This window comes from Streptomyces boetiae, from assembly GCF_031845405.1.
GTDB classification, from domain to species: Bacteria; Actinomycetota; Actinomycetes; order Streptomycetales; family Streptomycetaceae; genus Streptomyces; species Streptomyces boetiae.
In genome coordinates this window covers 83,264-95,817 of sequence record NZ_JAVREN010000001.1, presented here as the reverse complement: position 1 = coordinate 95,817, position 12,554 = coordinate 83,264, and the positions used below count along the sequence as shown (strand labels likewise).

At 73.0% G+C, this 12,554-nt stretch carries 8 protein-coding genes and 2 pseudogenes; 6 read left to right on the top strand and 4 right to left on the bottom strand.

All coding sequences use genetic code 11. From position 1 onward, the window contains the following. Window positions 1-77 precede the first annotated feature (77 nt). From RM780_RS00435 to argS, 5 genes and pseudogenes are all read left to right on the top strand, one after another. A pseudogene (locus RM780_RS00435) lies at window positions 78-461 on the top strand (AAA family ATPase); the annotation flags it as partial. Between the two features lie 199 nt (window positions 462-660). Then, complete coding sequence (locus RM780_RS00430; RefSeq protein ID WP_311628343.1) at window positions 661-861, top strand: DUF397 domain-containing protein; 201 nt, start codon at window positions 661-663, stop codon at window positions 859-861. A gap of 113 nt (window positions 862-974) precedes the next feature. After that, window positions 975-1,202, top strand: coding sequence for a hypothetical protein (locus tag RM780_RS00425; RefSeq protein WP_311628342.1), 228 nt, complete (start codon window positions 975-977; stop codon window positions 1,200-1,202). Window positions 1,203-1,234: 32 nt separating this feature from the next. After that, entirely contained in the window at window positions 1,235-2,068 is an 834-nt protein-coding gene (locus tag RM780_RS00420; protein ID WP_311628341.1) for an SAM-dependent methyltransferase, read from the top strand. A 79-nt stretch (window positions 2,069-2,147) separates the two neighbouring features. Beyond that, complete coding sequence (gene argS / locus RM780_RS00415) at window positions 2,148-3,947, top strand: arginine--tRNA ligase (RefSeq protein WP_394812853.1); 1,800 nt, start codon at window positions 2,148-2,150, stop codon at window positions 3,945-3,947. Between the two features lie 25 nt (window positions 3,948-3,972). Here the strand turns inward: argS and RM780_RS00410 are convergent, their stop codons facing one another. From RM780_RS00410 to RM780_RS00400, 3 genes are all read right to left on the bottom strand, one after another. Further along, the gene (locus tag RM780_RS00410) at window positions 3,973-4,584 is read right to left on the bottom strand and encodes a hypothetical protein (protein WP_311628339.1); all 612 of its coding nucleotides are present in this window, start codon (window positions 4,582-4,584) and stop codon (window positions 3,973-3,975) included. Continuing rightward, window positions 4,584-9,164 carry a DUF6531 domain-containing protein gene (locus tag RM780_RS00405; protein ID WP_311628338.1) on the bottom strand — a complete coding sequence of 1,527 codons (4,581 nt, stop codon included), beginning with the start codon at window positions 9,162-9,164 and terminating at the stop codon, window positions 4,584-4,586. The genes RM780_RS00410 and RM780_RS00405 overlap by 1 nt, the downstream gene beginning before the upstream one ends. Before the next feature lie 140 nt (window positions 9,165-9,304). Beyond that, window positions 9,305-10,267 carry an ABC transporter substrate-binding protein gene (locus RM780_RS00400; protein ID WP_311628500.1) on the bottom strand — a complete coding sequence of 321 codons (963 nt, stop codon included), beginning with the start codon at window positions 10,265-10,267 and terminating at the stop codon, window positions 9,305-9,307. A 192-nt stretch (window positions 10,268-10,459) separates the two neighbouring features. Here RM780_RS00400 and RM780_RS00395 point away from each other — a divergent pair. Then, window positions 10,460-11,671: pseudogene (locus tag RM780_RS00395) on the top strand (RNA-guided endonuclease InsQ/TnpB family protein). Here the strand turns inward: RM780_RS00395 and RM780_RS00390 are convergent. Beyond that, window positions 11,668-12,552, bottom strand: a complete 885-nt coding sequence (locus RM780_RS00390; RefSeq protein WP_311628499.1) for an ABC transporter ATP-binding protein — start codon at window positions 12,550-12,552, stop codon at window positions 11,668-11,670. The pseudogene RM780_RS00395 and the gene RM780_RS00390 overlap by 4 nt on opposite strands. Window positions 12,553-12,554 lie beyond the last annotated feature (2 nt).

Here is a 12,554-nt window from a genome sequence, read left to right as displayed (position 1 = left end):
CGCCGGACCCTCGCTCCGCATTCCGCCCACGGCGCGGCCGACGCCCGCGCCCGAGACCACACCAAGGTGATCGCCTCATGACCGCACCCACCCGCCCCACCCGCTCCGCCCGTCCCGCCGTTTCGGACAACGCCCCTCAACTCGCCGTCGCCGACGAGCTGTTGACCCTGCTGCGGGAGAGCCGGACCGAGCCGCGCAGCGACCCGCGGCTGGAGGCGCTGACGCTGGCCGTGGCCGCCGACCTGCCCGTCCTGCTGTGGGGCGAGCCGGGCATCGGCAAGACCGCCGCCCTGCACCACCTCGCCGCCACCCTCGGCCTGCCGCTGACCACCGTGATCGCCAGCGTGCACGAGCCCTCCGACTTCTCGGGACTGCCCATCGTCGGGGACGACCCCGCCGAACAGGGCGTGCCGATGGCCCCGCCCGACTGGGCCGTGCGCCTGGTGCGGGCCGGCCGTGGCACCGCCGCCCTTTTCGGCAGTCCCCACCCCACCCCGCTCTGGCTGACCTCGCGGCAGGCTGTTCCTGGAGGAGGACTATGATGTGGAGCCGTTCCGGCGTTCATCCGACCAGCTGCGGGATCAGGCGCTGTCGACGGAGGACTCCCGGGATTTGATCGCCGAGATCTTGAGATCCTTCGAGTGAACTGAGAGCACCGCGATGCGACACGGCCTCCCTGAGGACCGCTGGGTGAAGTCCTCCTACAGCAGCTCGGTCGGCAACGACTGCGTCGAGTTCCAGCCCAGGGAGCCCGGCCGCATCGCGGTCCGCGACAGCAAGCGCCCGGAGCTGGGCGCGTACGTCTTCCCGGGAACGTCCTGGGCAGCCTTCGTGGAAGGCGTGCGCGCCGGCCGCCTCTGAGGGAATCCCGGCGCCCTCGCAGGTCAGAGGGCCGGGAATGGCCTCAACTGGTCTACCTTCGCGCGTAGTTCCCGGCGGACCTTCGGTGTACCCCGAGAGAAACGGACCCGGCCATGTCCCTGGAACTCCGCGAGATTCTCGACCGCAGCAACGAAGACCTCCCCTTCCGTACGGCCGTCCTCGACGGCGATCTCAGCGTGCTCGACGGGTACGACCTGACTCCCGAGGAGCTGCGCGCCGTGCGGGAGGGTGACGAGGACGCGATCTACGTGCTTCTTGGCGACACCCGGTACTTCCACATCCGTGAGCAGGGCACCTACGGCGACGACGGCTCCCACTGAGCCCGCGCCGCGACCGGCGAAGGGATACGCACGTGCCCCAGGGCACCAGCCGGGCGCGGATCTCCGTGGTCGGCATCGGCACCGTCAGCCTCATGCAGATGACCCGGGAGGCCGATGCCGTTCTCGGAGACGCGCACACGCTCCTGGTCCTCCACGGCCAGAGCCTCGTCCTCGACTCGCTCCGGAAGCGCTACGGCACGGAAGTCATCGACCTCTCGGCCGCGTACGCGGAGGACAAGCCCCGTAGCGAGACTTACACGGAGGTGGCCGCCGCGGTCGTCGCAGCCGCGGTTCGGGACGGGGGCAGGCACGCCGCGTTCGTCACCTCCGGGCATCCCCTGGTCCTGGTGACCCCGACCCAGTTGATCCTCAAGGAGGCGGTCAGCCGGGGCATCCCGGTGAACCGAGTCCCGGGTGTCTCGTCCCTGGACACCGTCTGGGCCGATATCGGCTTCGACCCCGGGCCGGACGGCGCGCTGATGTTCGAGGCGACGAGCCTGCTGTTGCGCCGCTACCCGCTCAGTCCCTCGGTGCCCCTGTTCCTCTGGCAGGTGAACACCGTGGAGACCGCGCTGTACTCCACCCGCAAGAACCGGCCCGAGCGATTCAGCCGCTTGCAGGAGTACCTGCTGCGGTTCTACCCGCCCGATCACGTCGCCGTCCTGGTGCACAGCGCTTCCTTGCCGATCACCCGCAGTCGGCTGGCCGAGGTCCGGCTCGGGGAACTGGGCAGGCTGGCCGAGATCGCGACCTCCCAGCACATCCTCTACGTGCCGCCCGCGGCCCGGCAGGCGGTCGCCGACCAGGAGTTGGCCCGTGCCGTGACCCGAGCCGATCACCTCCACGGCCTGATCGACCCGGCCTGACATTCGCATGGCTGACGGCCTGTCACAATGGCACGGCACGTGGGCAGCGCGAAGCCGGACGGGAGTTGCGAGAGGAATGGTGGAGCAGATGCGGTCGCTGGCCGCCGAGGTGGGGGAGGCCGTGCGGGCGGCCTTGAGCGCGGTGGTGTCGCCGGAACTGGCCTCCGAGGACCCGCTCGTGCGGCGGTCCGAGCACGCCGACTACCAGGCCAACGTCGCTCTCTCGCTCGCCAAGCGGCTGGGCCGCAACCCCCGCGAACTCGCCACCGCGCTGCGGGAGGAGCTGACCGGCCGGCCGTGGATCGCCTCCGTTGAGGTGTCCGGGCCCGGTTTTCTCAATGTCACCCTCTCCGGCCCGGCGCTGCTGGGCCGCCTCGCCGCACGCTACGAGGACGCCCGGCTCGGCGTCCCCCTCTCGCAGGCGGGCCAGACGGCCGTCATCGACTACTCGGGCCCGAACGTCGCGAAGGAGATGCACGTCGGGCACCTGCGCTCCACCCTCATTGGCGACGCGCTGGCCCGGACCCTGAGCTTCCTCGGGGCGCGCGTCGTCCGGCAGAACCATGTCGGCGACTGGGGCACCCAGTTCGGCATGTTGATCCAGTACCTCTTCGAGCACCCCGAGGCCGCCTGGCGTGACAAGGAGGTGCGGCAGGAGGGAGAAGGGAGCCGGACGGGCGGCGCCGTGTCGGCCCTGGACGCCCTCTACCGCGCGGCCCGGCGGGAGTTCGACGCCGACCCGGCCTTCAAGGAACGCGCGCAGCGGCGCGTTGTCGCCCTCCAGTCCGGCGACGAGGAAACCGTCGGGGCGTGGCGGGAGATCGTGGCGGAGTCCGAGGGGGCGTTCCAGCAGATCTACGAGCGCCTCGGCGTGCTGCTCACCCGCGACGACGTGCTGGGGGAGTCGTTCTACAACCCCTGGCTCCACGAGGTCGTGGACGAACTCCGCGACAAGGGAGTCCTGGAGGACAGTGAGGGAGCGAAGGCCGTCTTCTTCGAGGACATCCTCGGACCCGAGGACAGGCCCGTTCCCCTGCTGGTGCAGAAGAGCGACGGCGGGTTCGGCTACGCCGCCACGGACTTGGCGACGATCCGCCACAGCATCCGGGAGTTCGGCGGCACGCGGCTGATCTATGTGGTGGACGCCCGTCAGTCGCAGCACTTCGCCATGATCTTCCGCACGGCCCGCCGCGCGGGCTGGCTCACGGACGGGATCGAGGCTGTCCACGCGGCGAACGGCACCATCAACGGCCCGGACGGCCGGCCGTTCAAGACGCGCTCCGGCGGCACCGTGCGTCTCGCGGATCTTCTGGACGACGCCCTGAACCGGGCCCGGGAGGTCATCGCCGAGAAGGACCCGGACCTCTCCCGCGACGAATTGGAGAGCGTCGCCCACTTCGCCGCCGTGGGTGCCGTGAAGTACGCCGAGCTGTCCACCTCCCGTACGAAGGACTACTCCTTCGACGTCACCCGCATGCTCAGCTTCAACGGGCAGACGGGGGTGTACCTCCAGTACACGCACACCCGGATCGCCTCGATCCTCCGCAAGGCCGAGGCGGCCGGCCTCGGGCGTGGTCGCTTCGGCACCGGCGATGCCGGCCCGGCCCTGGAGCCCGAGGAGCACGCGCTCGGCCTGGCGCTGGACGAGTTCGGCGCCACCCTCGACGCCGTGGCCGTGGCTCTCGAACCGCATCAGCTCGCGGGCTACCTCTACGGCCTCGCGCGGGCGTTCACGGCGTTCTACGAGTCCTGCCCCGTCCTGAGGGAGGACGTGGCCCCGGAGATCCGCGACAACCGGCTGGCCCTGTGCGACCTGACGCGGGCCACGCTCGCCCAAGGACTGGACCTGCTCGGCATCGCCGCACTCGAACGTATGTGACGGCAGACCGGCCGGGGGCGCGGGCTCAGAAGCCCCACGGGTCCGGGTGGGGCTTCAGGGCGGGGTCCTCGGACCAGCAGAGGCGGGGTTCGAGGGTGGGGCCGAGGTGGTCGGTGAGGCGGTGGGTGGACCAGGCGTTCCAGTAGACGCCGGTGGGGAATTGGGGGACGCGGAAGGCCGCAAGGGTGGTGGGGAGGGCGTCGGGGAGGAAGACGGACTGTTTGATCTCGCCGGTGGCCCGGCGGGGCTTGGAGGAGCGGCGCTGGTCGAGGCAGTCGGCGATCTCGGTGACCAGGAGGAGGACGTAGTCGTCGGCCGGGTCGCCGGTGTCGACGGGGAGGAGGTCGCCGGCGGCCGTCAGGCCGGGGCCGAGGAGGTCGGCCAGGTCGCGGCGCAGCACGGGGGCGCCCGTGTAGGCGGAGGGGAAGGGGGACTTGGGCTCGCCGGAGCCGTCGCGCCAGCGGGCGGTGACCGCGGTGGGGCGGTCGGCGGGGGAGCCCGTCATCTGCCAGCGGCCGATCGCGCGCAGGGCGAGGTCGTCCAGGCGCAGCGTCAGGCCCTCGTCGAGCAGGCTCGGCAGCAGCCGGTACACGGCGGCCGGGTGCCGGTTGGGGGGCAGGTCGGGAGGCGCGCTCATCACGCCGTCCAGTATGCGCCGGGGCCCGGCGCGCCCGTGGACAGCTCGCGTTCGATCTGGCGGCCGATGCTGCGCAGCTCGCGGCGCAGGGACTGGCGGATGGCGCCGCGCCCGAGGCCCTGGTTGATGCCGTTCTGCACGACCTGCTGGAGCCGGGCGTCGAGCCGGCCCAGGTAGGCGTTGCGGTGGGTGAAGTTGTGCGGGGTGGGGTGGCCGAGCGGGATGCCGTTGGCCGCGTCGTTGATGTCCACGCCGTAGCGCTGGAGCAGGCGCCGCATGGCCGGGGCGCCGCCCCGGTTGAAGCCGGTGGGAACGATGTGGGCGGCGGCCTGGCCGGGGCCCACGGGGCGGCCGGCGCGGGCCAGGTTGCGGCGCAGCCGGGCGGCGTGCTGGGCGCAGGTGAGCAGGCCGAGGTAGTCGATCCAGAACAGCGGATCGGGCACGTACGCACGGGCGTTGGGGCCGGCGTCCAGGCCGAGCGGGTCGGGGGTGACGTACCGGGCGGTGAGCGGGTCGTAGTGGCGCAGGAGGTTGTAGTGGAGCCGGGTCTCCTCGTCCGCGTACTGGCCGGGGAAGCGCAGGGGGGTGTGCGCGGCGGCGCTCGGGGGCGGGGGGATCAGGCCCCACAGGGTGGCTCCGGCGGCGTGCCAGGCGATCGAGCCGTCCTCGGCGAGGAGTTCGGTGGGGGTGCCGACGAGGTCGGTGACGATGGCGAAGAACCGCTGATCCACGACCTGTTGGGGCGCGTCGGCCAGGGAGCGGCGCTCGGCCTGGGCCAGCGGGCGGGTCTCCTCGCGCTCCCAGGTGAGGGTGACCGCCTCGGGCTGCCCGGCGACCGTGGTGGTCTGCTCCACCAGGTGGATGCCGTCCCAGGTGAACTCCGTCTGCTCCGCGACGGTTTCGCCGTCCGGGGCGAGGCGCTGCTTGGCCACGCGGCGGCCGAAGGCGTCGTAGAGGTAACGCCAGCGGGTGCCGTCGGGGGTGGTGACCGAGGTCAGCCGGTCCTCGGCGTCCCAGGTGTAACGCCAGACCTCGGGCTTGCGGGAGAGGCGGGCCCGGCGGCGCAGCACCACGCGCCCGGCCGCGTCGTAGGCGTAGCTGACGGCGCCGGCGCGGGTGACGCGGGTGCCCTCGTACGTCCGTGAGCCCCGGGCCGAGGGCTCGGGGCGGTCCTCGGGCCAGGCGGCGGCAGTCTGGTTGCCCGAGGCGTCCCAGGCGTAGGACTCGCTCCAGTCGGCGGCGCGGACGCCCGTGACGCGCCCGGCCGCGTCGGCCTCGTAGGAGCGGCGGCCGGTGCGGCGGTCCTCGACGGTGGCGAGGCTGCCGTCCGCCCGGAGGTCGAACGTCCGCCCCAGGGCCGGTCGTTCGGCGCCGGGCATCGTGGCGGTCTGGGCGGTGAGGCGGTCGGCGGCGTCCCAGGAGTGGGCCAGGACCGGCCCGCCGGGGCCCAGTTCGCGGCGCGTCTCGCGGCCCGAGGCGTCCCAGGTGGAGGTCAGGGTGCGCCCGGCGAAGGCGAGCGCGGTGCGGCGGCCGGCCGCGTCGTAGGCGTAGGAGGCGGCGACCCCGGCGGGGGTGGTGCGACCGGCCGGGCGGCCCAGCAGGTCGTAAGTGGTGTGCAGCGTGCGGCCGTTGATCGTCTCGGCGGTCGTGTTCCCGGCGGCGTCGTAGGCGAGGGCGAGGCTGACCCCCGGGCCCTCGGCCGTCAGCAGGCGCCCGGCGGGGTCGTGGGTGAAGACGGTGACCTGGCCGTCCACGGACTTGCGGACCTGGCGCCCGGCGGCGTCGTAGGCGAACTCCACGGTCTGGCCCAGAGCGTTGACCCGCCGCGTCAACTGCCCGGCGGCGTCGTAGGCGTAGGCCAGGGTGCGGCCGTCGAAGTCGGTCTCGGCGACGGGCTGCCCGGCCGCGTCCAGGGTGTAGGTCCACGTCGCGCCCTCGGCGTTGGTGACGCCGGTCAGGCGCAGCTCGGTGTCGTGGGCGAAGGTGAGGCGGGCCCCGTCGGGCGTGGTGCGGGCGGTCACCTGATCGAAGGGGGCGTACTCCCAGGCGGTGGTGCGGCCGAGTGGGTCGGTGTGGGTGAGGCGGTTGCCCTCGGCGTCGTAGGTCCAGCTCTCGGCGGAGCCGTCGGGGAGGGTGCGCGAGAGCATCCGGCCCTCGACGCTCCACGTGAGGCGGGTGGTGCCGCCCAGCGGGTCGGTCTCGGCGGTGACGCGGCCGAACGCGTCGTACTCCAGCAGGACTTCGGCGCCCACGGGATCGAGGGAGCGCACGGGCAGCCCGGCGGCGTTGTTGGTGAACCGCTGCACGGCGCCCGTGGCGTCGGTGAGCGTGGCCAGGGCGCCGGTGGGGTCGTGGGTGAACCGCGTGGTGGCGCCGGTGGGTTCGGTCAGGGCCGTGCAGTTGCCGCGCTCGTCCCACTCCTGCCGCCGCACCGCCCCGGCGAAGTCGGTGACCTCCACGGGCAGGCCCGACTCGTCGTAGCGGGCGCGGGTGGTGGAGCCGTCGGGAAGCGTGACGGCGGTGAGGCGGCCCGCCTCGTCCCACTCCAGGCGGGTGGTGCGGCCGAGTTCGTCGGTGTGGGCGAGGAGGAGGTCGCGCCGGTCCCACTCCTGGCGGACGGCGTGGCCGAGGGGGTCGGTCTCCTCCACCAACTGGTAGCAGTCGTTGAAGCGGAAGGTCCGGGTGTGGCCCAGGGAGTCGGCGGCGGTGGTGACGGGCCCGCCGGTGGCGGGGTCGGCCGCGTAGGCGAAGGCGTAGTCGAGGACCCCGCCGGCGCCCTGGGTGGCGACGCAGCGGCCCTCCTCGTCGTAGACGTACCGGTACCAGGAGCCGTTGCGGTCCTCCCAGCCGGTGATCCGGTGCCGGGCGTCGTAGGCGAAACGCAAGGGCTCGCCCGAGGAGTTGACGACCTCGGCGAGGTTGCCGCGCTCGTCGTAGCCGAAGCGCAGCAGCGTGGGCTGTCCGGGGTCGCTGAGCAGGCGCAGGGCCGTGATGCGGCCCTCGGAAGTAGTGGCGAGGCCGATCCGGTAGCCGCCGTCGTGAACGACCTCGGCGGGCAGGCCGTCGGGGCCGTGGACGAGGGTGACGGCGTTGCCGTTGCGGTCGCTGATCGCGGCCAGGGGGAGCGTGGAGGCCGGGCGGCCGGGCACCGGGCGGAAGCGGAGGGTGAGGCCCGAGTCGCCCTGGCGCACGGCCAGTTCGCCGCCCGGGCCGCCGTCCCAGGCCAGCGGCCAGTGCGGCCCCTCCACGGGCAGCACGCCGCCGCCCTCGGCCAGCGGCACGGGGTAGTGCAGCACCCGGCCGTCGGCGGTGAACAGCTCGACGCCGTGCTCCGCCAGGACCAGCCGCTGGTCGAGGGTGGAGGCCCAACTGGGCCCGAAGAGCAGGCCCGTTCGGACGCCCGTGCGGTGGTGGCGCTCCAGGATCAGGGGCAGCACGCCGGGCAGGTCCACGTCGGTGGCGGAGACGACCAGCTCGCCCGTGGCCATGTCCACCGGGTCCCCGCACAGGGACAGGCCCCGGACGTCGCGGCCCATCCGGCGGATGTTCTGCCCCAGTCCGCGAACGCCCTGGGCGATGCCCCGCAGGCCGGTGCGGGCGGCCGACAGGCCCCCGCGCAGGCCCCGGGCCAGGCCGCCCAGCGTGGTGAGGCCGCGCATCCCCGGGATGCAGTCCAGCGCCGCGAAGGCCACGTCGAGCAGGCTGCCGCGGCCGTTGGCGTACTCGATGAGGGTGTCCGCGAGCACGACCACGGCCGCCGCCAGCACCACGAAGGCCAAAGGCCCGCCGATGATCAGGGCGACGACGCCGAGCACGGCGACGATCACCTTGCAGACGGCGACGATGGCGTCCCAGGCGTCCGCGAGGAAGTCCAGCAGCCGCTCCCACCAACTGCGGTTCTGGATGCCCGCGTCGGAGGCCTCCTCCAGGCCCTGGGCGCAGAGGCGGGCGGCCTCCTCGCGCATCTCCTGTGCCTGGCGGGCGAGTTCGCGGGCGGCCGACAGCTCGGACTCGGCGCTGTCCACGCGGGACCGGGCGGCGGAGGCGGCCTCCTGCGCGGCCTGGTGGTCGCGGACGGCCTGGCGGACCTGGTTCTCGTCCGGCGGCTCGGGGGCGTCCCCGCCATCCCCGTCGCCGCTGCTCCGCTCGTCCTGGAGGCGCTCGGCCTCGTCGCCCGCCCGGGACACCCAGCCTTGCGCGTCGGTGAGCTCGGTCTGCGCGGAGGCGAGCGCGGCCTGCGCCTCGACGGCCCGCTGGAGGGCCCGGTCGGCCATGCCCTGGGCGTTCTGGAGTTCGGGCCAGTACGCCGCGAGGGCGTCGGCCGCCAGGTCGTAGGAGCGCTGGAGCTTGTCCAGGTTCTCCGGCACCCCGTCGAACTCGGCCCGGAAGGTGTCCGCCGACAACCCCGACCACTCCTGCACGGCCCGGTCGGAGGCCATCCCCCGGACGCGGCCCAGCGCCTCCCCGACGTCGTCGGCGAACTCCTGGAGCTCCGTGGCGAGTTGCCGGATCTCCTCGGGGTCTCCCGGCGTGGGGTCCCGGTCCATGTCCACGGGCGACCAGTCGGACGGACGCGACACGCGGCTCCCCCCAGAGTGACGACTCCGCTACCGGGGACGACGCTACGCCCCGGGCGTGTGCAGGCGCAACGGCGCGCGGCGCGCCCCGGGTCCGGGGCGCGCCGCGTCGGCGTGCAGTGCAACGGCCGTCAACTCTCGTGTCACCGGGTGAGGTTGGCCTCCAGCTCGTCCAGGATCAGGCCGGCGGCGGTGTAGCCGATGCCCATGAACCACAGCTGGTCGTTCACGTGGAAGGCGCGGTCCTCCTGAACGGCCGTCAGGTCGTCCCACAGCGGGCCGCCGACCGCGGCCTCCTCGCCGGACGCCTCGGGGGAGCCGTAGGAGCTGTAGAAGATGACGTCGCCGTCGGCGCGGTCCACCTGCTCGGGGCTGATCTCCACCGCGAAGCCGTCCTCGGCCTCCTCCACCACGGCCGGGCGGCCGACGCCCACGTCCTCCAGGATGGTGCCGATGTAGCTCTCGCGGCCGTAGAGGCGGGTGTTGCCGCCCTCGATGAAGCGCAGCGCGCTGACCTCGGTCCCGGAGGCCGCCTCCGCGCCGCCCAGGGCCTCGGTCACCTCGGCGACGCGCTCCTCGTACTCCGCGACGACCGCCTCGGCCTCCTCGGTGCGGCCCAGGGCCTCGGCGTGGACGAGGAAGTTCTCCCGCCAGGGGGCGCCGGTGGTCTCGGTCAGCACGGTGGGCGCGATCTCGGACAGCTCGTCGTACTGCTGCTCGTTGCGGATGCGGCTGCTGAGGATCAGGTCGGGGTCCAGCTCGTGGATCGCCTCCAGGTTCGGCTGGGCGATGACGCCGACGTTCTCGATCTCCGCCAGCCGGTCCTGGGGAAGGTAGTTGAGACCCATCACGCCCGTGTCGGTCTCGGCCGCGCCGACCGGGGTGATGCCCAGGGTGAGGGCGGAGTCCAGCTCGCCGGTGTCCAGCACGACGACGCGCTGCGGGTCCACGGGCACCTCGACGGGGCCCATGGCCGTCTCCACGGTTCTCGTCTCACCGCCGCCCCCGTCGGAGCCTTCGGAGTCGCTGCCGCAGGCGGTCGCGGTCAGGGCGAGGGCGGAGGCGAGCAGCAGGGCGGCGGGGGCCAGGCGCGTGCGGCGGCTCATACGGGTGTCCATACTCGGGCTCCTTCGTGAATACCCCCGGCGCTCTGGGCCGGGGCGCGGGTACCTCCCGCTTGCGGGGGAGAAACGGGCTCCTGGGGGCAGGGCCGGGAGAGCCGGTTTGTCTCCTGGCAGACCGTCTCCCGACGACCCTTCGGTCCCGTCGCTCACAGGGAAGTTGATAATGTGTGAGGTGTGATGCAGCAGGTCAGGCGGGCTTTCCGGTACCGCTTTCACCCCACGGACGAGCAGGCGGCTGAGCTGTCGCGTACGTTCGGCTGCGTCCGGCTGGTGTACGACAAGGCGCTGGAGGAGCGCACGCGGGCCTGGTACGGCGAGCGGCGCCGCATCTCCTACGTGCAGTCCTCCGCCGCGCTGACGGAGTGAAAGAAGACCGGGGAATTGGCTTTCCTGGCGGAGGTGTCCTCGGTCCCACTCCAGCAGGCGCTGCGCCACCTTCAAACCGCGTTCGGGAACTTCTTCGCCGGGCACGCGAAGTACCCGCACTACAAGTCGCGGAAGAAGTCCCGCGTGTCGGCCGAGTACACCCGCAGCGCCTTCACCTGGCGCAACGGGAAGCTCACGCTGGCGAAGATGTCCGCGCCGCTGGACATCCGCTGGTCGCGTCCCCTCCCCAAGGGGGCGCAGCCCGTGACCGTGACCGTGTCCCGCGACAGCGCCGGGCGCTGGTTCGTCTCGATGCTGTGCGAGGACACCATCGCCCCGGCACCCGCTACGACAGACGCGGTCGGCATCGACGCCGGGACCACCTCCCTCGTCACGCTGTCCACCGGGGAGAAGATCACCAACCCCCGGCACGAGCGGCGTGACCGCGCCCGGCTGGCGAAGGCGCAGCGGGCGCTGTCGCGGAAGGCGAAGGGCTCGGCGAACCGGGAGAAGGCCCGCCGCCGCGTTGCCAGGATTTACGCGCGGATCGCTGACCGGCGCCGGGACTTCCTGCACAAGCTGTCGACTCGTCTCGTCCGTGAGAATCAAACGGTCGTGATCGAGGACCTGACCGTCCGCAACCTGCTCAAGAACGGCAAGCTCGCGCGCGCCATCTCCGATGCGGCCTGGACGGAACTGCGCTCCATGCTGGAGTACAAGTGCACCTGGTACGGGCGCGAACTCGTCGTGACCGACCGCTCCTTCCCCAGCAGCAAGCTGTGCGGGAACTGCGGCACGGCCCGCGAGAAGCTGCCCCTGAACGTCCGCACATGGACGTGCGAGGACTGAGGCACCACGCATGACCGCGACGTGAACGCGGCACGCACCGTCAAGGCGGCCGGGCTGGCCGTCTCGGCCTGTGGAGGCGGTGTAAGACCTCAACGGGAGTCCTCCCGGACGGGGCAGTCGTCGACGAAGCAGGAAACCCAGCGGGCGACCGCTGGAACCCCTCGCCCTTAAGGCGGGGGAGGAAGCCAAGCGGGCGTTGCCTTTCCGGTGGAACGAGGGGTGCCGCGGCCCGGGACGGGTGCCTCGGGGACGACGAGGGGCGAGCCGGTGACCGGGTCGGGCACGACGCGGGCCGCGAGGCCGAAGACCTCCCGGACCGTCTCGGCGGTGACCACGTCCTCCGGCCGGCCGCGCGCCACGATCCGCCCCTCGCGCATCGCGACGAGGTGATCGGCGTAGCGGGCGGCCTGGTTGAGGTCGTGCAGCACGGTCACGACGGTGCGCTCCAGGCGCCGGATCAGGTCCAGGACGTCGATCTGGTGGGCGATGTCCAGGTAGGTGGTGGGCTCGTCCAGCAGCAGCAGGTCGGTCTCCTGGGCCAGCGCCATCGCGATCCACACCCGCTGCCGCTGCCCGCCGGAGAGGGCGTCCACCGGCCGGGCGGCCAGATCCGCCACGTCCGTCAGCTCCATCGCCTCGCGCACGGCCCGCTCGTCCGCCTCCGACCACTGCTGCCACCACCGCTGGTGCGGCTGCCGCCCGCGCGCGACCAGGTCCGCGACCGTGACCGACTCCGGCGCGGAGGGGGACTGCGGCAGCAGCCCGATCACCTGCGCGATGCGGCGGGTGGGCAGCGTGGCCAGCTCGCGCCCGTCCAGCAGCACCGCGCCGCCGCGCGGCCTCATCAGCCGGCCCAGGGCGCGCAGGGTCGTGGACTTGCCGCAGGCGTTGGGGCCGACGATGACGGTGACCTCGCCGTCGGGAACGTCCAGGTCGAGGCCGTCGACGACGGGGTTCGCCTCGTCGTAGCCCAGGGTCAGGGCGCGGGCGGCCAGGCGGTGGCCACCAGCGGGACCCGCCTCGGGAACGCCCTCGCGCGGCGCTTCGCGCACGT

Bases quoted from the DNA above. Each gene is read 5' to 3' on its own strand.
- RM780_RS00400 (WP_311628500.1), bottom strand. From the start codon at position 10,267: ATGAGCCGCCGCACGCGCCTGGCCCCCGCCGCCCTGCTGCTCGCCTCC.
- RM780_RS00430 (WP_311628343.1), top strand. From the start codon at position 661: ATGCGACACGGCCTCCCTGAGGACCGCTGGGTGAAGTCCTCCTACAGC.
- RM780_RS00425 (WP_311628342.1), top strand. From the start codon at position 975: ATGTCCCTGGAACTCCGCGAGATTCTCGACCGCAGCAACGAAGACCTC.
- RM780_RS00410 (WP_311628339.1), bottom strand. From the start codon at position 4,584: ATGAGCGCGCCTCCCGACCTGCCCCCCAACCGGCACCCGGCCGCCGTG.